General features: G+C 52.1%; 5 protein-coding genes. 4 read left to right on the plus strand and 1 reads right to left on the minus strand.

The annotated features are described in order from the left end of the window. Positions 1 to 17 precede the first annotated feature (17 nt). The 4 genes from GWG06_RS00435 (at position 18) to GWG06_RS00450 (ending at position 21,892) form a co-directional block, all read left to right on the plus strand. Positions 18 to 17,951, plus strand: a complete 17,934-nt coding sequence (locus GWG06_RS00435; protein WP_160710767.1) for a non-ribosomal peptide synthetase — start codon at positions 18 to 20, stop codon at positions 17,949 to 17,951. 60 nt (positions 17,952 to 18,011) lie between these two features. Then, positions 18,012 to 19,781, plus strand: coding sequence for an ABC transporter ATP-binding protein (locus tag GWG06_RS00440; protein ID WP_160710768.1), 1,770 nt, complete (start codon positions 18,012 to 18,014; stop codon positions 19,779 to 19,781). Between the two features lie 140 nt (positions 19,782 to 19,921). Further along, a complete protein-coding gene (locus tag GWG06_RS00445; protein ID WP_127035451.1) occupies positions 19,922 to 20,890 on the plus strand; it encodes a pyridoxal-phosphate dependent enzyme in 969 nt (322 codons plus the stop codon). A 30-nt stretch (positions 20,891 to 20,920) separates the two neighbouring features. Continuing rightward, complete coding sequence (locus GWG06_RS00450) at positions 20,921 to 21,892, plus strand: 2,3-diaminopropionate biosynthesis protein SbnB (protein WP_127035449.1); 972 nt, start codon at positions 20,921 to 20,923, stop codon at positions 21,890 to 21,892. 61 nt (positions 21,893 to 21,953) lie between these two features. Here the strand turns inward: GWG06_RS00450 and GWG06_RS00455 are convergent, their stop codons facing one another. Beyond that, positions 21,954 to 23,036 carry a hypothetical protein gene (locus tag GWG06_RS00455; RefSeq protein ID WP_160710769.1) on the minus strand — a complete coding sequence of 361 codons (1,083 nt, stop codon included), beginning with the start codon at positions 23,034 to 23,036 and terminating at the stop codon, positions 21,954 to 21,956. Between the last annotated feature and the right edge of the window lie 76 nt (positions 23,037 to 23,112).

Genomic DNA, 23,112 nt, shown 5'->3' on the forward strand with positions numbered 1-23,112 from the left:
TAAATAAACTGAAAAGTATGTCTGATTTTAATCTGATCGATATAGTAGAACTCCTGAGCAAAGCAAACGATGTGGGCATCAGAATAACCCTGGATGATGACCGCCTGAAGATCAAAATGAAGAAAGACCAGGTAGTAGACAGCAGCCTGATGGACGAGCTGAAGCTGAAGAAGGAACATATCATCGCCTACTTTAAAAAGCACAGCGCCGCCGCCGTGGCAGCAGATGCTATCAGAATAACGGCTGTTCCCAGGAACGGCGATGACCGCCTGCCACTTTCCTCCAGCCAGGAGCGCCTATGGTTTATAGATCAGCTGGAAGGCAGTACGCAGTATCATCTGCCCACTGTATTAAGGCTTCGCGGGCAGTTAAGCGTGCCGGCGCTGGAAACGGCGCTGGGGGCTATTGTTGACCGGCATGAAGTATTACGTACAGTCATCACCGGAGAAGACGGAAGGGCATATCAGCAGATAAAACCCCGCGGGCACTGGAAGCTGACAGTCGCAGATGATCACATCTACCGGAAAGATGCCGCCGCTTTACATGCCGGCATCAGAGAGCTGGTAGATGCACCGTTCGATTTATCCGCCGACTACATGTTGCGGGCCAGTCTGATTGTGCTGGGGGAAGAAGAATTTGTGCTGACGGTAGTGATGCACCACATCGCCTCCGACGGATGGTCCGGCGGTATTATCGTAAAGGAGCTGATTGAATTTTACAACGCAGCCATAGAAGGCCGGGAGTCTACATTACCGGCCCTGGACATTCAATACGCAGATTATGCTGTCTGGCAACGCGGGCAGTTTGCTTCGCCGGCTATGCAGCAGCAGCTGGATTACTGGAAGCAAAAACTGGGTGGCGTGGCTACCCTGTACCTGCCGGCAGATTATCAACGGCCGGCGATTACCGGTTCCGGCGGCGCGGTAAGCAGCTTCACAGTAAACAGTACACTGTCGGGTGCATTGCAGGCATTGTCGCGCCGCTACGACGCAACTTTATTTATGACGTTGCTGACAGCCTTTAAGGTACTGTTGTACCGTTATACAGGGCAGGACGATATCTGCGTAGGTACGCCTACCGCCGGCAGAACCCTGCAGGAAGTAGAAGGACTGGTAGGCTTCTTTGTGAACACGTTGGCATTGCGCAGTGACCTGTCAGACAATCCTTCCTTTGAAACATTATTGCAACAGGTAAAAGATACTACGCTCAGCGCTTATCAGCACCAGGATGTGCCGCTGGAAAAAATTGTGGATGCTGTTGTGAAAGAACGTGACCTGAGCCGTAACCCGCTGTTCCAGGTATCTTTCGCGCTGCTCAATGTGCCGGAAGCGCCGGCGCTGTCATTTAAAAACGTAGCGCTGTTACCGGAACCGCTGGAACATACGAAAGTGCAGTTTGACTTTACGCTCACCATGCGCGAGGGGGAAGACGGGTGTATCACCGGCGCTATAGAATACAGTACCGATCTGTACGGAGAGGCCACTATCTCCCGTATGACCACACATTTTGTGCAGCTGCTGCAGCAGATAGCGGAGGCGCCTTCCGGCAGAATAGGAGAGCTGAAGATGCTGACAGCTCCGGAAGAAGAACTGCTGCTGCAAACATTTAATATTACTGCTGCTGATTATCCGCATACGGAAGGCACTACAATGGTGGATTTGTTTACCGCGCAGGTAGCACGTACACCGGATGCCATTGCCATTGTATTTGAAGAGCAGTCGCTGACCTATAAAGCCCTGGATGAACGCGCCAATCAACTGGCGCATTACCTCTCCGTAAAAGGAGTCGTCACAGAAACACTGGTACCCATTTGTCTGGGCAGATCACTGGAGATGATGGTCGGCATACTCGGTATTCTGAAGGCCGGCGGGGCTTATGTGCCTATCGATCCGGAATACCCTGCAGAGCGTATCAGTTATATCCTGACAGACACCGCTGCCAACCTGATTGTTACCGACAGTATCAGCAAAGCCAAACTGCCGCCGCTGGCAGATCACCAGCAGGTGATAGTGCTGGATAAAGACTGGCAGGAGATCGGCGCACATGCGAAAGGAGCTGTGAGCACCAGCCTGACTGCCACAAACCTCGCTTACGTCATTTATACCTCCGGCTCCACCGGTATTCCCAAAGGTGTTATGAATCAGCACAGCGGTATCGTTAACCGCCTGGAATGGGGGCAGGATTATCTGCAGCTGAACAGCAGCGATGTATTGCTGCAGAAAACCACTTTCTGTTTTGATGTTTCCATCTGGGAACTTTTCGGTGCACTTATTGCCGGAGCAAGACTGGTATTCGCGCAGGCCGAAGGGCAGAAGGACGCAGGTTATATTAAAAACGTAATAGCCCGGTACGGCATCACCACCATACATTTTGTGCCGCTGATGCTGGACGCCTTCCTGGAAACAGCCGCAGGATGGAAGAGCGACACGTTGCGCCGCATAGTATGCAGTGGCGAAGCGCTGGGGCCTCATCAGGTGATTGCTTTCAGAACAGCATTCCCGGATGTAGCCATGTATAACTTCTACGGGCCTACGGAAGCGGCCATCGAAGTGAGCTACTGGCAGGCGCCGGAAGATACTGCCGGACTGGAAATAGTGCCTATCGGAAAACCGGTTGCCAATACCCGTCTTTATATACTGGATGCCAACCGGAATGTAGTGCCGCAGGGTGTTATCGGTGAGCTGCATATCGGCGGCATACAGGTCGCCCGTGGTTACCTGAATCGTCCGGATCTTACTGCCGAAAGATTTATTACCGATCCTTTCAGCCAGACACCGGGCGCACGGCTGTATAAAACCGGCGACCTCGCCCGCTGGCTGCCGGATGGCAGCGTAGAGTACCTCGGCCGCATGGACGACCAGGTGAAGATAAGAGGCTACCGTATTGAACTGGGAGAAATTGAAAATGTGCTGGAACAATGCGATCTCGTGAATCAGGCGGTGGTGCTGGCAAAGCCGGATCCTTCCGGGAACAGGCGTCTGGTAGGATATATTGTTCCTGCCGGAGCATTTGACAGGGAAGGTATTATCCTATTCCTCAAGAGCCGTTTGCCGGAGTATATGGTGCCGGCGCTGTGGGTGCCGCTGGAGGAAATTCCGCTCACGCCCAATGGTAAGACAGATAAAAAAGCATTGCCGGAACCCGGCGCTGCCATTGTATTCAACACCGTATACCAGGCGCCCCGTAACCCTGTAGAACAGGCGCTGGCAGGTATATGGCAGGAATTGCTGGGGGTATCACGGGTAGGGATACACGATAATTTCTTTGAGCTGGGGGGAGATTCTATTGTCACCATTCAGGTGGTGAGCCGCGCAAAACGTGCCGGATATGAACTGCAGCCTAAAGATTTATTTATTTATCAGACAGTAGATAAGCTCGCTGCGCTGTTGCAGGCCAGGAAGAGCAGCGCCGTGTCTGCCGAACAGGGCCGGCTGGGAGGCGCTGCCGCGTTGTTGCCGATTCAGCAGTGGTTCTTTGCATCAACCGGACCGCAACCTTCGCATTTCAATCAGCAGGTACTGCTCAATATCGGAAAGGATATATCACGGGAACTGCTGGCAGCCGCTGTAACGCAGCTGGTGCAGTATCATGACGCGCTCCGCTTTACCTATACCCCTGGCGCTCAGGGCTGGGAACAGGTATATGGAACTGCCGCCGGGGAACTGGAGGTGATTGATCTGCAGCAGCATGATCCGCTGCTGGTATCAGCAGTTATAGCCACCGCCAGCGATCAGGTGCAGCGCAGCCTGGATATCTTACAGGGCAGGGTTTTCCGGGCAGTACTTTTCCTGACACCCGCTACCGTGCAGCAGCACAGGTTGTTGCTTGTCTGCCACCACCTGGCGGTAGACGGCGTATCATGGCGTATCCTGCTGGAAGACCTGGGACTTTTGCTGCAACATGCCCATCAGCCTGTTGAAGCCCTGCTGGGTAACAAAAGCAGTTCTTACCGGCAGTGGAGCGCCGCATTGGACAGCTACAGCCAGCGCCGCCGCCTGCTGGATCAGCAGGGGTACTGGGAAAAAATTGTTGCAGCATATACACCGCTGAAAACAGAACTGACAAATGATGATGTTATAACGGTAGCGGATACACGTAACCATACGGTGAGTCTGGACCGCGCTGCTACCCGTCGCCTGCTGCAGGAAGTACCGCGCGCCTATCATACGGAAATCAATGATCTGCTGTTATGTGCCCTCGCGCTTACCCTATCTTCCTGGAACGGCAGCCGCAAAGTCTCTATCGGCCTGGAAGGCCACGGACGTGAGGATATTCAGCAGGGAATGGATGTCAGCCGTACGGTAGGATGGTTTACCAGCCTGTATCCTGTACTGCTGGAGGTTGCTCAGACAACAGATACCGGGTATCTGCTGAAAAATATTAAAGAACAACTGCGTCAGACACCTGATAAAGGTATCGGTTACGGCGTACTGAAATATATCAGCAAAGCGCCTTCCCTGCAGTCGCGCGATCCCTGGGATATTATCTTCAACTACCTGGGACAGGCAGATAATGCAGCAGAAAATGCTACCGGAGAAGATGATAGCAGAGAACACACCGGCGCGGCCATCCATGAGGAATATCCGGTAAGGGAGCTGCTCTCCGTGAACAGCATCGTGCAGGGCGGCGTGCTGACGCTCACCTGGACGTACAGCAACCGGCACTTCACACAGGAAGGCGTAACGCAGCTGGCTGCTGCCTATCTCTCGCACCTGGAGTCGCTCATCAGCCATTGTGCTGCACGCGCCTATGCAACTTATACGCCTTCAGATTTTAATCTCGGTAAATCCTTGTCAGTAGCGGAACTGGACAGATTCCTGGAAGAAGACTTCCACGGCGCGCCACGCCGCACTACACTCGAAAGCATGTACCGTTTAAGCGGCCTGCAGGAAGGGATGTTGTTCCATAGCATCTACGACGGAAAGGCCAGCGCTTACGTAGAGCAGTTTGCCGGCGAGCTGACAGACCTGAATGTAACCGCCTTTCTGCAAAGCTGGGAATACCTGGTAGCGCAGCATGGTATTCTGAGAAGCGGATTTTACTACGATGTATTTTCCGTGCCGGTGCAATGTGTGTACCGTAAGGCAGATCTGCCCGTTACGATACTGGACTACCGGGAGCTGGACGCCACTGCGCAACAGCAGGCTATTGCCTTGTATGAAGCGGATACCAGGCAGAAAGGATTTGACTTTACACAGGCCCCGCTGATGCGCATCACGCTGATGCAGCTGGCAGAGAACCGCTATAAACTGATCTGGAGCTTCCATCATATTTTGCTCGACGGATGGTCAACACCGGTATTGCTCGAAAAGCTGCTGCTGGTATATGAAGCACTGGTAGCAGGGCATCCGCTGCCGGAGATTGCAAAAGACAGCTATGAGACATACATCCGCTATACAGAGCGGAGGGATAAGGAAGAAGAGGAATTATACTGGCGCGGCTACCTGAAAGGACTCAGCGAAGGTTGCCTGCTCCCTTTTATCAGCACAACGGCAGACCGCACCAAGGGCCTGGGAGAGTACCGCCAGTGGCCGTTGCGCGTAAATGCTACCACCACCGGACAACTTTCCCGTTTTGCCCAGCGGCATCGCCTCACGGTGAACACACTCATGCAGGGCGTGTGGGCATACCTGTTATACCGTTACACCGGGCGTGCAGAGGTGGTTTATGGCGTAACCGTTTCCGGCCGGCCGGAAGATCTGCCAGGCGTAGAACGCGCCATAGGACTCTATATTAATACACTGCCCCTGTATACTGCTGTAGATAGCTCCGCAGGCATTGTACAATGGCTGCAGGCATTGCAGATGAGCCAGTTGCAGAGCAGGGAATATCAGCATACACCGCTGAATATTATCCAGCGCTGGGCTACCGTAGACGGAGATCTGTTCGACAGCCTGCTGGTATTTGAAAACTACCCGGTAAGTAAAGTACTGTCCGGATCTGCTGAGCATCTGCAACTGGAAAATGCCGTTATGCGCGAGCAGACCAACTACCCGCTCAGCCTTATTGTTTCTGCAGGAGAAGAGATCGGCGTGCTTTTCAGCTATAACAGCAGTCTCCTGGAAGATGATTATGTAGCGGCCATTGCCGCTCACCTTGAACAGGTGCTGCAACAGCTGCTGATACATGAAACCGGTGTACTGGCAGATATTGACCTGCTCACCGGTAAAGAAAGAGAACAGTTACTGGAGACATTTAATAATACGGCTACGGTATATCCGCATGAGGAAACAGCGGTAAGCCTGTTCGCTAAACAGGCGCAGCTTACTCCTGCCGCTCCTGCGATTGTTTTTGAAGATAAGGTATATACCTATCAGGAACTGGATGAATATACCAGCCAGCTGGCCCGCTACCTGCGCAGCAAAGGCGTTACCGCCGATATGCCGGTACCGGTATGCCTTGACCGCTCCGCAGAAATGGCCGTGGCCATCCTGGGTATCATGAAAGCCGGCGGCGCATATGTGCCCATTGATCCGGCATATCCGGAAGACCGTATCAGCTTTATGCTGGAAGATACCCGCGCTGCTATCGTAGTTACTACCCGCGATATCAAAGACCGCATCGCTGCTTTTGCAGGGACAGATACAGTTTTACTGGATACTGACCGGGACGTGATCCGGCGGCGTGCTGCGGAATTGCCGGCTATTGTAGCCGGCCCTGATAACCTGTCGTACATCATCTATACTTCCGGCTCCACAGGTAAGCCTAAGGGAGTGATGGTAGAACATGCCGGCATGCTCAATCACCTCTACGCCAAAATCAATGACCTGCAGGTTACGGCCGATAGTGTGATTGCCTTCACGGCTTCCTATACCTTCGATATTTCGGTGTGGCAGCTGCTGGCCGCCCTGCTTTGCGGCGGCACCACTGTAATATATTCTTCCGACCGCATCCTGCAGCCATCTCAGCTGATGGAGGCTGTAGAAGCTGACGGTGTAACCATCCTGGAGCTGGTGCCTTCCTACCTGGCGGCAGTGCTGCAGGAAAACATACCGGCACAGCTGCAGCAGCTGCGCTACCTGCTGGTAACAGGCGAAGCGGTAAGTCAGCCTGTACTGGCGAAATGGTTTGCCCATCCGGCCTACGGCCGTATTCCGGTGGTTAACGCTTACGGACCTACGGAGGCCTCGGATGATATCTGTCATTATGTGATGCGGGAAACGCCATCCCGGATTAATGTGCCGGTAGGTGCGCCAGTGCAGAATATGCGCATCTATGTATTGTCTGCCGGCGATCAGCTGTGCCCTGTGGGCGTGCCGGGAGAAATCTGCGTAGCAGGTATCGGCGTATCGCGTGGTTACCTGAACCGTGCGGAGCTGACTGCCAGCCGTTTTGTGCAGGACCCTTACGGTGCTGCGGGCAGCCGTATGTACCGCACCGGCGATCTTGGGCGCTGGCTGCCCGATGGCAACATCGAATACCTGGGGCGTATAGACGACCAGGTGAAGATCCGTGGTTTCCGTATAGAACTGGGTGAGATTGAAAATGTATTACAGCAGCATCCGGAGATAGATCAGGCGGTCGTTGTGGTGAAGACCGACGGCGATGGCAACAAACGACTGGTGGCCTATGTGGTGGCAGTAAACGTATTTGACCGCGAACCCGTTGTGGGATGGCTGAAGAGCCGCCTGCCGGAATACATGGTGCCGGCGGTATTTGTGGCGATGGAGCAACTGCCGCTGACGGGTAATGGTAAGATAGACCGCAAGGCGCTGCCGGACCCGGATACCTCTTCGCTGCAGACCAGCAACTACGTGGCCCCGCGCAATGACCGGGAAACGTTGCTGGCGGGCATCTGGCAGGATCTGCTGAATATATCACGTATAGGCATATACGATAATTTCTTTGAACTGGGAGGCGACTCCATCATTACGATACAGGTGGTGAGCCGGGTGCGGCGTGCGGGCTACAGCCTGCATCCCCGCGACCTCTTCACGCACCAGACGATAGAAGCGCTGGCCGCCCGGCTGTCGGCGGACGGGCATACGGCAGCCTCCGGGGAACAGGGCATACTGGAAGGTAGCAGCGGCCTGCTGCCGATTCAGCAGCATTACTTTGAAAGTAACAGTCCGTCGTTATCCCACTACAACCAGAGCGTGCTGCTGTCGGTAGATAAAAGCGTAGCTGCGTCCACGTTAGCGGCCGTTGTTGGCAGGCTGACGGCCACCCATGATGCGCTCCGCTTTGCATACCGTTCTGCAGAAGGAGGCTGGGAGCAGTACTACAGCGACCGGCAGGCTACGCTGGACATAACAGATCTGCGCGCCGTAGCGGAAGCAGATTTTGAAAACGCTGTTATCTCTCATAATAACCAATACCAGGCCAGCCTGGATATCAGCGCTGGTCTGTTGTTCCGTGCGGTGCTGATAGAAACACCGTCGTATGCATCACATAACCGGTTACTGCTGATTATTCATCACCTGGCCGTAGATGGTGTCTCCTGGCGTATTCTGCTGGAAGACCTGGAGCAGTTGCTGAAATCGCAGTCGTTACCATCTTACAAAACAGCTTCCTACCGGGAATGGCACCGCGCCTTGTCTGATTACGGTCAGCGTGATAAGATACAGCAGCAGCGCAGCTACTGGGAACGCGCAGTAGAGTTCCGTCATCCGTTACGTACGGACCATCAGTGGGCTGGTATCCTAACCAGCAAAGACATGCAGCAGCATACGGCGTCGCTGGAAAGCGCACTGACACGTCAGCTGTTGCAGGAAGCGCCGCGTGCCTATCATACAGACATCAACGACCTGTTGCTGTCGTCGCTGGCACTGACGCTGAGCCAATGGAATGAACACGCACAGGTGGTGATAGGTCTGGAAGGTCACGGGCGTGAAGACATCGTAAAGGGCACAGACATCAGCCGTACGGTAGGCTGGTTCACAAGCCTGTACCCGGTAGCGTTGTCAGTGCCGGAAGGTAAGGACATCGGGTCACAGCTGAAATCCCTGAAAGAGCAGCTGCGTCAGATACCGGACAAGGGCCTTGGCTACGGGGTGCTGAAATATTTAAATAGGATAGCTTCCCTGCAGGGCACAGATCCGTGGGAAGTAGAATTTAACTACCTGGGCCAGCTGGATAACCTCGTCAGGACAGCAGAAGAGGGTCTTTTATCGGGCGCTGCAGAATCTTCGGGTATATCCGTTGGCGTTAGTCATCCGGTGAGAGAATTGTTGTCGGTGAACAGCCTGATAGAGGGCGGAGTCCTGCAACTGACCTGGAGCTACAGCAGCCGCCACTTTACGGCAGATACGATCGCAGCCTTGTCAGCCCAGTACCTGCAGCAGCTGGAACGCCTGATTACGCATTGCGTGGCGGTGACCACGCCGGTGTTCACGCCTTCAGATTACAACCTGGGAGCAGAGATCAGCTATGAGGAGCTGGATGCGTTCCTGGATGCGGACTACAACGGCGAACCGCGCCGTGCGCAGGTGGAGAGTATATCCCGTCTGAGCGGTTTGCAGGAAGGCATGTTGTTTCATAGTCTGTATGAGAAAGATGCCCAAACCTATAACAAGCAATTTACCTGTGAGCTGATAGCCCCTGATATCAAGGCTTTCCTTCAAAGCTGGGATTACCTGGTAGAGCGTCACAGTATTCTTCGCAGTGGTTTTTATCATGATGTATTTGGCGTGCCGGTGCAATGTGTGTACCAGCAGGTGGAAATACCTGTCGCCAGGCTGGACTACCGGAAATTTGCCAGTGATGAGCAGCAGCAGATGATCAGTGATTATCTGAAGATAGACAGTGCCGCAGGTTTTGATTTTGCGCAGGCGCCGCTGATGAAGATAGCGCTGATACAACTGGAAGACGATCGTTATTACTTCCTGTGGAGTCATCATCATATATTGATAGACGGATGGTCTATGCCGGTATTGCTGGAAGAACTGCTGACAGCCTATGAATTGCTGATTGCAGGAAAACCCTTGCCCGTTGTGGCGGCAGACCGCTATGAAGATTATATCCGTTACATAGAACAACAGGATAAGGAAGAAGCCACGGGTTACTGGCGTAAGTACCTGGATGGCCTGGAAGAGGCCAGCCTGCTGCCTTTCATCGGATCGGCAGCTGGCCGTACAAAGATGCAGTCCGCTTATGGTGATGAAACCCTGCGCTTTGATACGGAGTTTACCGCAAAATTAAACCGCTATGCACAACAGCAGCGGGTTACCGTTAATACCCTGATGCAGGGCGTGTGGTCGTACCTGTTATATCGCTATACCGGCCGTCACAACAATGTTTTCGGTGCAGTGGTATCTGGTCGTCCGGAAAACCTGCCGGGTGTGGAAAATGCAGTGGGTATGTACATCAATACCCTGCCGATGCACGCACGCATAGATCTGTCGCAGAACGTAAGCGCTGCCTTACAGCAAATACAGGGCGAGCAGCTGCAAAGCCGCGAGTACCAGTATACGAGTCTGACTGAAATACAGCGGCTGACCGGCATTACCGGAGATCTGTTCGACAGTATCCTCGTATTTGAAAACTATCCGGTAAGTGAAGCGCTGGATGCGCAGCCCTGGAAGCTACAGGTAGAAAGCGTTTCGGCGGAAGAGCATAGTAACTATCCGCTTACCATCATTATTGTTGCCGGCGCGCAGATTGCCATTAACTTCAATTACGGCAGTTCGCTGGGGCCTGTGTATGCCAGCATGATTGCCGGACATTTCCGTACCGTGCTGGAACAGATGATCAGCGCGGATACACTGACTTTCGGAGAGATAGATATTTTTTCTGCAGATGAACGCCATCAGCTGTTAGATACTTTCAATGCGCACGATATTTCCGCCTTGCCGTCACAAACGGTGCTGGACTATTTTGCGGCACGGGTAAGCGCGCGCGCGACAGCGCCAGCGGTAGTAGCAGGAGATACGGTCCTGACTTATCATCAGCTGGATGAGCAGTCTTCCCGCTTTGCGCATTACCTGCGCAGCAGGGGCGTGGCTGCGGGTACGCTGGTACCGGTATGCCAGGACCGCTCCGCAGGTATTATCGTGAGCATGCTGGCCGTGCTGAAGGCCGGCGGAGCTTATGTTCCCATAGATCCTGGCTATCCGGCGGAACGTATCGCCTATATGCTGTCTGATACCGCCGCCCGTTTGCTGATCAGCAACCGGCGCGTGCTGGAGGCATTGCCGGATTTACCAGGCGTGGAGCTGATTGATGCAGACAACCGGGAAGCCTTGTCCGGCGCATATCCTGGCACAGTGCCATCCGGTAGCGTTACACTGGATCAGTTATGCTATGTGATCTATACCTCCGGTTCAACCGGGCTGCCCAAAGGCGTACAGATTCCTCACCGTGGTTTATCCAACCTGGCGGGCTGGCACCTGGAGCGTTATGCGCTGACAGCCGGCAGCCGGACAACGGCCGCTGCAGGCATCGGTTTCGATGCATTTGGCTGGGAAGTATGGCCATCGCTGAGCGCCGGAGCAACGCTCTACATCCTGAGCGATGAACAGCGGCTGTCGCCATCGGGTCTGGCTGATTATTACAGCGAAGCGGGCATCACCCACAGCTTCCTGTCAACTATCTTAATTCCTGAATTTGTAGCAGCTACACGGAACCGCCGTTTAGCGCTGCAATACCTGCTGGCAGGCGGAGACAAGCTGCCTGCGCTGAGCCTGGAAGGGATAGACTATACCATCGTCAATAACTACGGACCTACAGAAAACAGTGTGGTTACCACCAGCTACGTATTAACGGAAAGCAGCGAAGCTGCACCGCCGATAGGTATACCGGTAAGCCATACACGAATTTATATATTGAATGCTGCGGGGCAGCTCAGCCCCGTGGGCGTAGCCGGAGAGCTTTGCATCAGCGGGGAAAGCCTGGCAGCAGGTTATCTGCACCGGCCGGAACTGACAGCAGAGAAGTTTGTGCAGTATCGTATTGCGGGAGAAATAAATACACGGATCTATCGCAGCGGCGATCTGGCGCGGTGGCTGCCCGATGGCAACATCGAATACCTGGGCCGTATAGACGACCAGGTGAAGATAAGAGGATACCGTATTGAACTGGGTGAGATAGAAAGCGTACTGCAGCAAAGCGGGCTGGTGAAACAATCCGTGGTCGTCGTCAAATCCGATGACCGCGGTAACAAACAGCTGGTTGGTTACGTAGTGCCGGAAGGTACATTTGATAAGGAGCCGCTGATTGCTTACCTGAAGAGCCGTTTACCGGAATACATGTCGCCCGCATTGTGGGTGCCGCTGGATAAGCTGCCCATGACCAGCAATGGTAAGGTAGATAAGAAGCAGTTACCGGAAGCGGATATCAGCCTGCTGCAGACTACCGGTTATGTAGCGCCGCGTACCGCAGCCGAACAGGCATTGGCGGGAATCTGGGAAGAGCTGCTGCGGGTACAACGGGTAGGCATATACGATAATTTCTTCGAGCTGGGAGGCGATTCCATCATCACCATACAGGTAGTGAGAAGAGCCAAGCGCGAAGGCTACGAATTGCAGCCTAAAGACCTGTTTGTGCATCAGACCATCGCCCGGCTGGCGGCGTTGCTGGGAGAAAGAAAACATACGGCGCTTGTAGCTGAAGAAGGTTACCTCTCCGGTAACAGCGGCCTGATACCGATACAGCAGTGGTATTTTGACATGAATAATCCGTCGGTATCTCACTTTAATCAGCACCTGCTTTTAACGGTTGCAAAAGATACCGCTGAAGCAGCCGTATCAGCTGCTATCCGTCAGCTGACAGGGTATCATGACGCCCTGCGTTTTACCTACAGCAAAACAGCCAATGGATGGGAGCAGTACTATGGCGTGCAGGAAGGCATTCCGGAAATAATAGATCTCCGGGGGCTGGGAGCGGGAGAGCTGTCAGCTGCCATAAAGCAATACGGAGAGCAGACGCAGCGTAGTCTGGATATACAACAGGGAATTATATTCCGTGCAGTATTATTCCTGACGCCGCAGGAAGAGTCACACAACCGGCTGCTGCTGGTGGTGCATCATTTGGCTGTGGATGGAATCTCCTGGCGTATACTGGTGGAAGACCTGGGATTACTGCTGGCACAACCTGATCTTCCGGCTTCTGCGGTACTGGGCAGCAAAGCAGCTTCATACCGCCAGTGGTATACTGCGCTGGAGGCTTATGGTCAGCGCAGATCAGCCGCCGCACAACACGCCTACTGGAGTAATGTAACGGAGCATTATGCACCGCTGACGGTGGATTATCAGTATGAAGAGCCGCTTACGCTGCGGGACTCCGGCACATTGGTGGCGAAGCTCAGTCATCATGATACACAGCGGTTATTACAGGAAGTACCGCGGGCTTATCATACCGAAATCAACGATGTACTGCTGTGTGCATTGACTATGGCCCTCTGTGAATGGGGGAAGATACCGCATGTGGTAATAGGACTGGAAGGACATGGGCGTGAAGATATACAACCAGGGCTGGATACCAGCCGCACGGTTGGCTGGTTCACCAATCTGTATCCGGTGTTGCTGAAAACTGCTTCCGCAGAGGATCCTGGCTATCAGCTCAAATCTGTAAAAGAGCAGCTCAGGAGCATTCCGGATAAAGGTATCGGCTATGGCGTGCTGAAGTACATCAGTAAAGCAGCAACCCTGCAGCAGCAGGATCCGTGGAATATTGTCTTCAACTACCTCGGACAGCTCGATAATATGGTCGGCAGGGAAGGAGTGCTGGGAATGGCTGCAGAAGCGGCTGGCGCAAGTCTGGGAGATGATTACCCTGTGTCAGATAAAATTACTGTCAATACCATGATTCAGGGTGGAGAGCTGTATCTCGACTGGAGTTACAGCAGCAAACACTACGATGTCTCCTCTGTAGAACGTTTATCAGCCCTGTATATCCACTATCTGCAAGGGCTGATTACACATTGCGCAGGCAGGGAAACTGCCGCCTTCACACCGGCAGATTATGGTCTGAATGGCATCGTAACGGTATCCGAGCTGGATCGTTTCCTGGATGAAACCTACCAGGGTGCGCCCAGAAGAACGCAGATGGAAAGCGTATACCGGCTGGGCAGCCTGCAGGAAGGCATGTTATTCCATGACCTGTATGCCGCACAGGGAGCCTTTACAGAGCAGCTGACCTGCGACCTGCTATCGCTGCAGCCGGAAGCCTTTATCGAAAGCTGGCAGCTGCTCATCCGGCAGCACAGCATCCTGAGAACTGCTTTCCATCATGATGAATTTGCTGCTCCGGTACAATGCGTATATAAAGAAGTGCTGCCGGCAGCCACCCTGCTGGACTATCGCCATATGCCGCCGGCCGCACAGGAAGAGGCTATCAGCGCCTATGAGTATGCAGACCGCCGTCGTGGATTTGATCTCAAAACAGCACCGCTGACACGTATCTGCCTCATCAGGGTTGCAGATGACCGCTACCGGATGTTGTGGAGCTTCCATCATATTATCATAGACGGATGGTCGCTGCCCGTTATGCTGAGCGAACTGCTCGCCAATTACGAACTGCTGATTGCGGGTAAAAGCGTAGCACCGTTGCCGGTAGACCGCTATGAAGATTTTATCCGTTATATAGAACGGAGAGACAAGGAACAGATAGCCGGGTACTGGCGTCAGTACCTGGCGGGGGCCGAAGAAGGTTGCCTGCTGCCATTCATCGGAGCTACCGCAGAGCGCAACAAGGGCATCGGCATGAAGGAAGCGGTATTGCAGCTCGATGCAGTAACTACAGCCGCCATTACCAGCTATGCACAGCGGCAGCGCCTGACCGTCAACTCCGTGATGCAGGGCGTATGGGCGTACCTGTTATACCGCTACACCGGCCGCCGGAACGTCATCTACGGGGTTACCGTATCCGGCCGTCCGGAAGACCTGCCCGGTGTTGAAACAAAAGTAGGGCTGTATGTGAATACACTTCCGCTGCATATCAGCATAGATGAAAATAAAGATATCGTGGAATGGCTGGGAGGCATGCAGGCCGCACAACTGGAAAGCAGGGAATATCAGTATACCACACTGAATGATATTCAGCGGTGGACGAATATCAAAGGCGACTTCTTTGACACTTCCATCGTTTTCCAGAACTACCCGGTAAGCGAAGCGGATATGCAGCGGGAAGTAGCGCTGGAAGTAAGCGACCTGGTGCTGCATCCGCAAACCAATTACCCGCTTACCATCAATGTAATTACCGGCAGAGAAACCAGCCTGCTGTTCATTTATAACGATGACCTGCTGGATACAGCCTGTGTAGAGATGATGATGGGACATTTCAGGCAGGTACTGCAGCAGCTGACTACCGGTAAGATAAAGCACTGGAAAGAAGCTGATCTGCTGACGGCCGCCGAGGTCACGCAGCTGCTGGTAACCTTCAACAATAAGACAGTTGCTTACCCGCATGAGAAAACGCTTACAGACCTTTTTGCCGAACAGGCCGCCCGTACGCCGGATGCCACAGCAGTGATCGCCGGAAACGAAAAATTATCCTACCGCGAGCTGGAAAAGCAATCAGCACAGCTGGCTGCCTATCTGCGCAGCAAGGGCGCCGGAAAAGATACGCTGATACCGCTTTGCCTGGAGAAGTCAGCCGGCATGATAGTAGCCATCCTGGGTGTTATGAGGGCCGGCGCTGCCTACGTACCGGTAGATACCAGCTACCCGGCAGAGCGTATCGCCTATCTCCTGAAAGATACTGCGGCTACGCTGGTGATCACCACCAGCGCATTAAGCGCCAGTATAAAGAGTGACCCCGGCGTACATATTATTTTACTGGATGAAGATGCCGCTGTCATCGATGCCTGCCAGAATACATTACCGGCGCAAGTGGCGCAACCGGAAGATCTGGCGTATGTAATCTATACTTCCGGTTCCACCGGACAGCCGAAAGGCGTAATGGTAGAACATGCCGGTATGCTCAATCATCTCTATGCAAAAATCAATGACCTGCATCTCAACAGTAAAAGTATAGTTGCCTTTACCGCTTCCTATACATTTGATATATCCGTCTGGCAGATGTTCTCTGCCCTGATGGGCGGAGGTACAACCGTCGTATATTCCTCACAGTTAGTACTGCAGCCGGCCGCACTGCTGGAGCAGGTGGAGCGCGACGGCGTAACCATTCTGGAGCTGGTGCCTTCCTATCTGGCAGCCCTCCTGCGGGAAAATATCACCTCCACGCTGCAGCAGCTGCAATACCTGCTGGTAACCGGAGAAGCGGTCAGCCAGCCGCTGCTGGTGCAGTGGTTTGCACATCCCGCATTCGGACGTATTCCTGTAGTAAATGCATATGGCCCTACCGAAGCCTCCGACGATATCTGCCACTACATTATGACCGCTGCGCCGGCACAGATCAATGTGCCGCTGGGCAGTCCTGTGCAGAACCTGCGCATATACGTATTCAGTCATGATATGAAACTGTGCCCCGCAGGAGTTACCGGCGAAATCTGTGTAGCAGGCATAGGTGTAGCCAGAGGCTACCTGAACCGTCCTGAACTTACTGCGCAGAAATTCATAGAAAACCCTTTCCATCCCGGAGAACGCATGTACCGCACCGGTGATCTCGGACGCTGGCTGCCTGACGGCAATATTGAATTCCTGGGACGTATAGACGACCAGGTGAAGGTAAGAGGCTTCCGCATAGAGCTGGGAGAGATTGAAAATGTACTCCCGCAATACGATGCCATAGAACAGGCCGCAGTAGTGGTAAAAGCAGATGCCGGTGGTAACAGGCGACTGGTGGCCTATCTGGTAGTCAGACCGGAATTTGACCGGGAAGCGATGAGCACCTGGCTCAAAGGCATATTGCCGGAATACATGATTCCGTCTTTCTTCATCACGCTGGATGAAATGCCGCTCACGCCTAACGGCAAAATAGACAGGAAAGCATTGCCGGACCCCGATGCTACCGCTTTGCTCGCTACAGCCTATATAGCGCCGCGCAATGAGCTGGAAGCCAGGATGGCCGTCATCTGGCAGGATATGCTGGGCATATCACGGGTAGGTATAAACGATAATTTCTTTGAGCTGGGCGGGCTTTCCCTGCTGGTGATCGGACTCATCTCCATCATGAAGAAAGAGCTGGGATTGAAAGCACAGGTGAAGGACATTTTCAGTTATCCTACCATTGCCACGCTGGCAGCCGCTTTGCAGGAACGTGATGAAGAAGCTGCCGTCAAAGCGCCGGAACATATCGTAGCACTGAATGAAGGCCCTGCCGCCTTCCCTGTATTCATGCTGCCCGGAGCTGCCGGTGTCAGCGAGGTGTACAGCGTGCTGGGACAGGCATTGAACAATACCTGCGCATTGTATGGCATCCAGATGCCAGGCGTGCTGGAAGGAGAGGCGCCGCTGACAGACCTGAAGGAAATCGCTGCGCTGAATATCTCCCGGATGAAACAGATACAGCCTGCGGGACCTTACCGCTTTATAGGTCACTCGCTCGGCGGTATTGTACTGTATGAAATGACCAGGCAGCTCGAAGCGGCCGGAGAAACTGTGCAGACGGGCATTATACTCGACAAGGACATTACTACGGACAGCTCTTTCCACAGAAACGAAAACAACGGCGAAGTGCTGTTTAAACTTGCGATGCTTGTGTTTGAGCTGGGAGGCATTATCACACAGCCTTATCCGGTATGGGTAAATGAACTGAAAGATGCGCTGTTGCTGGCAGACAGGGAAAGTATGATGCCGGCCATCAACACCATAATAATGAACAACATCGGTAGTAAGAAAAACTACGCGCCGTTCATCCTGCGGGTGCTCGATCTGGTTGTCAGCAATGCCCACCTGGAATACACCGTAGCAGGCAGCATACAGTCGACCCTGCTGGTAGTGAAAGCCGCAGCAACACCGTGGGAAGAAAACAGTGGCAGCCTGGGATGGGATGCCTATGCCGCTGCACAGCACATCACTGTTCCCGGCGATCATGACTCGCTCGTAAGTGGCGACCATGCGCTGGCCCTCGCTGCGCAGGTAGCTTCCTGGCTGCACAAATTCAAGGTATAACACAGCTGCCGCCGGTGATACAGCTGGCGGCAGCATCTCAAATAATTAAAGCATTATCAGATGCAGGAATCTAAATCCATTACAGTAAAAGGTATGCAAAGCACATCGTTGCAACCGTTGTTCCGTTTATTCAGCTATGCACGGCCCTATTGGCCGGAGTTTGCCGCAGGGCTGCTTTTCCTGATGATATCCAGTCTGTCGGGGCTCGCGCTGCCGCGGTTACTCGGTCAGCTGATTGACGGAGGAAAAGGGGGCAGTGTTTCTCCGGAAGTGGCGCGTATCGGCTGGATATTGCTGGGCATTCTTCTCCTGCAGGCAGTATTCTCTTTTTTTAGGGTAGTGTTGTTTGTAAATGTTACGGAGAAAACGCTGGCAACGCTGCGGCAGAAAGTATACAGCCACCTGATAAAAATGCCGATGAGCATTTTCCTGCACAGGCGGGTAGGAGAACTGAGCAGCCGCATTTCCGCAGATATTACCCTCCTGCAGGAAATATTCAATACCACGCTTGCGGAGTTGATCCGGCAGCTGATTGTAGTAGTGGGCGGGCTGGTACTGCTGATGGTGACTTCCTTTCAGCTGACCATCTTCATGCTGCTGCTGTTACCGGTGATGATGGTGCTGGCAGAAGTATTTGGCCGGTTTATCAACCGGTATGCGAAGCAGGTGCAGGATAAGGTAGCGTTATCCAATACAATAGTAGAAGAAACCCTGCAAGGTATCTTTAGCGTTAAAGCCTTTGTGAGTGAGTTTTTCGAGATCCGGCGCTACCGGGAACGCACCGACGAAATGGCGAAGCTGGCCATGCAGGGAGGCAAGTACAGAGGTTTTTTCAACTCCTTTGTGATACTCGGCATCTTCGGCACGCTGGTGGCTGTGATCTGGCGGGGCGCCACCACCGGCGTAGGCACCGGCGAACTGTTTTCCTTCCTGCTGTATTCCGTATTTATCGCCAATTCCATTACGGGGCTGGCAGAAGTATATACTTCCCTGCAGAAAAGCATTGGTGCTACCAGTCATCTCTTTGACCTGCTGGAAGAGCCGGTGGAAGCGCTGTCAGAAGAAACGGCCATAACGCCTGAGCATATGCTCGAAGGAAAAATATCTTTCCGCCAGGTACAGTTCAGCTACCCGCTCCGGGAAGAAACCAATGTGCTGCATGGCATCTCCTTCCAGGTGGCAGCCAATCAGAAAATCGCCATCGTTGGGCCTAGCGGCGCCGGGAAAAGTACTATCGTGTCATTACTGTTACGGCTATACGATCCGGTAAAGGGAAGCATCTTTTTTGATGGCAGAAACAGTACTGCTATGCCTTTGTCCGCATTGCGCATGCAGATAGGCGTAGTGCCGCAGGACGTTTTTCTCTTCGGCGGTACCATTGGAGAGAACATCGGTTACGGGAAAAAAGATGCTACTACGGAAGAAATTATAGAAGCTGCGAAAAAAGCCAACGCATGGGAATTCATCAGCCGTTTCCCGCAGGGGCTGGATACCGTAGTGGGAGAGCGCGGCATTCAGCTGTCAGGCGGACAAAGACAACGTATCGCCATCGCGCGCACGGTGCTGAAAGCACCGCGTATACTGGTGCTGGACGAAGCCACTTCCGCACTGGATGCCGAATCGGAAAGGCAGGTGCAGGATGCCCTGGACAAACTGATGGAAGGCCGTACCTCAATCGTTATTGCACACCGGCTGGCCACCGTCAGAAAAGCAGATAAGATCCTGGTGCTGGATAAAGGCCGCATAGTAGAAGAAGGCACCCACCAGGAACTGATACAGGTAAACGGAGGCCTGTATAAAAACCTCAGTGAAATGCAGTTCACCCACTGATGAAATAATTACCCGTGGCCGGCCTCAGCCCTGTTGTTGTTTGCCCGTGCCGGCCCGGCCTGACATATTTTAGTTAAAAACCCTGGTTTATTGTTACCCGTTTATGGTTCCCATTTTTTTACTTATTAAACTGTTATTTTATGTTGAAAACACTTGAAAAGCTATCCAGGTTTATTGGCAACACCCCCCTTATAAACCTATCCAACGACCACTCCGACATGTATGCCAAACTGGAGTACAACAACTTCTCAGGAAGCTCGAAAGACAGAGCAGGTTACAGCATTATCTACAATGGCATTAAAGCCGGCCTTATCAATGAAGAGACTACTATCATTGCCTCCAGCTCCGGCAACCTTGCCATTGCAGTAGCATCTATCTGCAAGCTGCTGCATCTCAAATTCATTCCTGTGATAGACCCTAACATCAACAAGGCCTATGAAACATTACTCAATATTATGGCGTACCGCGTGGCGAAAGTGACTGAGCGCGACAAAACAGGCGGTTACCTGCTAACCAGAATAGATACGGTGAACAGGTTACATGCCTCTATTCCCAACTCCTTTATCGCTGACCAGTACGGAGATCCCAACAACTATAAAGGATATTTCGGCCTGACAGATGAACTGGTATCTTCCTTCGATAAGATCGACTACGTGTTCCTGGCCGTAAGCTCCAGTGGCGCTATTACAGGCATCTCCAACAGCCTGAAAGAGAAAATGCCCGAAACAAAAATCATCGGTGTAGACGTAGAAGGCTCCGTAATATTCAATGCCCGCCCGGTAAAAAGATATATCTCCGGATTGGGCGCCAGCCAGGTGCCGCCGATTATTAAAAATGCCATCATCGACGATGTGATTATTGTTTCACAGACAGATATTATCAAAGGCTGCTTTGAGCTGCTCAACGAACAGGTCATCTTCGCCGGCGCCTCTTCCGGCGCGGTGTATTTTGCTGCGAAAAACTATTTCAAGGAAAATACACATATCGGCAAACCTACATCTGTACTGATGTTCCCTGATAAAGGATTTACCTATCTCGATACTATTTATGATAAGGAATGGGGGGAACAGCTGGCCGAAAAACTGCAGGAAAGCACCCTGGTCAAATAATTCAAACTAAAAATTCTTTAAACAAAACATATGTTATATCTGAACGCTGATAATATCAAAGAAATCGGAACGGCATGGGATGTATTGACAGGAGTTATTGAAAACTCAGTACATGCGCTGAACCAGAATGATTTTTCACAACCTATCAAGCCGTACCTGAGATATGGTGACGCCAAAAACAGGATCATTGCCATGCCAGCCTATGTCGGCGGAAATGCTCCGCTGGCGGGCATCAAATGGATAGCCAGTTTCCCGGATAATATCTACAAGAACAAGCTGAGGGCTAACTCTGTGACCATTCTGAATGAGCATGACTCCGGCGTTCCGATCTGTGTCATCAACACCTCCCTGATCAGCGCTGTACGTACCGCTGCTGTTTCAGGAGTGCTGATAAAAGAATACATCAAGGTCAGCGATAAAAACAGGGACCTGCATGTAAGCATCAACGGCTTTGGCCCTATCGGCCGCACGCACCTGCAGATGGTGACTTCCCTGCTGGGCGACCGTATAGAAAAGATTTACCTGTACGACATCAATGGAATAGACATCGATACCATTGACAGCGCCTACAAACATAAAGTAGTGGTGGCTTCGTCCTGGGAAGAAGGTTATGCTGTATCCAATATCTATATCACCTGCACGGTGTCAGACAGCCCGTACGTAGATAAACCGCCGGTGAAAGGGTCTTTACAGCTGAACGTTTCTTTGAGAGACTATAAAACCAGCATCCGCCAGTATATCGATGTGATGGTAGTAGATGACTGGGATGAAGTATGCAGACAAAACACCGATATCGAAAATATGCATAAACAGGTAGGATTACAGAAATCGGATACTGTATCTATTGCAGATGTGGTATGCCGCGAAGCGCTGAAAGGACAGGATGAATCTGCCGTATTCATGTTCAACCCGATGGGCATGGCTATTTTTGATATAGCTATCGGCGGGTATTATTACCAGGAAGCGATGAGCAAAGGTGTGGGATCTATTATGCCGAATTGATGTTTGATGATGATATCATGTTCATGACCTCCGGGGTGTCTACCCTGGAGGTTTTTTTATTTTACCTCAGCACCATCAGCAGACTGTCTATCTTTTCCTGACTCCACGTCTGCGCCAGATCCGGCCCGTCCACCGTATAAAACGGATACTTCAGCTCCGGAACCTGCGTCTGGCTCCGGAAGCGTTGAAACAGCCGGTTATTAACGGTATGGGTCAATGTCAGCCGGATGAATTCTTTACCTGGAATTTCCATATAGCTCAGGTCCGTCGATTTTTTAATACGGAAGGGAATAATACAGGAGTCACTTTTTTGCAGGCAGACGGTATCGCTGGATTTGAGATAATATTTTCTGTCAGATGCATTGAGGATCATCAGGTCCATTTCCAGCAGGGTAGAGTCCTGCTGCGGATGGCATGACAACGTGATGTACCTGGTGTAATAGGGAGAAGTATCATCGTAGTTTTTGGCGGAAATTTTTATGGGAATTCTGGTATCATGGATAATGACAAAAACAAAAAAAGCTGCCGCGCAAAAGATGAATGCCAGGAAAGTGAGCAGTATTGTCTTGCTATATAGATTGCTGAGGAGTACACGATTATAATGTGTCCGGATAATTTTGTTGAGTTTAATGGAAGAAATGAATGGGGGAGTAAACATTAATATTGCTAATAAGAACGGATACCAGGGGACTACATGATGAATACCCACAACTAATCCTATTGATAAACCAAGCTGGATCGTAAAAATATAATATCCTGTGATGTATTGACAGAATCTGGGTAATAGCTGATTATTATCATGATTTATCCTGAAGAACCGGGTGAATGCATAAAGGGCAATGTTGGTAAGTATAAATGGTATAAACGTCAGTTGAATTACTTCCCAGAAGTTTACTGCTGCATAATTGGCAATAAAGCGTCCTACGCCCTCATTCTTCATGAGGGCATAAAAATATCCCAGCAAAGGACAAAGCATAAAACAGATAAACATGAATGACAGCGGCCGGGTATATTCTTCGCCACCCCTCAGCACATTCCTGATAAAGGTACTGTGCCTGAATATAGCATGGTAAAAGGTGAGCATCAGTCTGTTGGTAAAATCCCGGATAGAGATCAACAGATTTTCAAACGTGATAAGATCCATATCACCCTGGTTTTAACGTGTTAAACAGTCATAGCGCTTGCCTGAAACCTTTCAGGAATAAGTCGGTCGGGGTATA

The organism is Chitinophaga solisilvae (genome assembly GCF_009928525.1).
GTDB classification, from domain to species: domain Bacteria; phylum Bacteroidota; class Bacteroidia; order Chitinophagales; family Chitinophagaceae; genus Chitinophaga; species Chitinophaga solisilvae.

Coding starts and splice junctions, on each gene's coding strand:
- GWG06_RS00440 (WP_160710768.1), top strand. CDS start 18,012: ATGCAGGAATCTAAATCCATTACAGTAAAAGGTATGCAAAGCACATCG.
- GWG06_RS00435 (WP_160710767.1), top strand. CDS start 18: ATGTCTGATTTTAATCTGATCGATATAGTAGAACTCCTGAGCAAAGCA.
- GWG06_RS00450 (WP_127035449.1), top strand. CDS start 20,921: ATGTTATATCTGAACGCTGATAATATCAAAGAAATCGGAACGGCATGG.
- GWG06_RS00455 (WP_160710769.1), bottom strand. CDS start 23,036: ATGGATCTTATCACGTTTGAAAATCTGTTGATCTCTATCCGGGATTTT.
- GWG06_RS00445 (WP_127035451.1), top strand. CDS start 19,922: ATGTTGAAAACACTTGAAAAGCTATCCAGGTTTATTGGCAACACCCCC.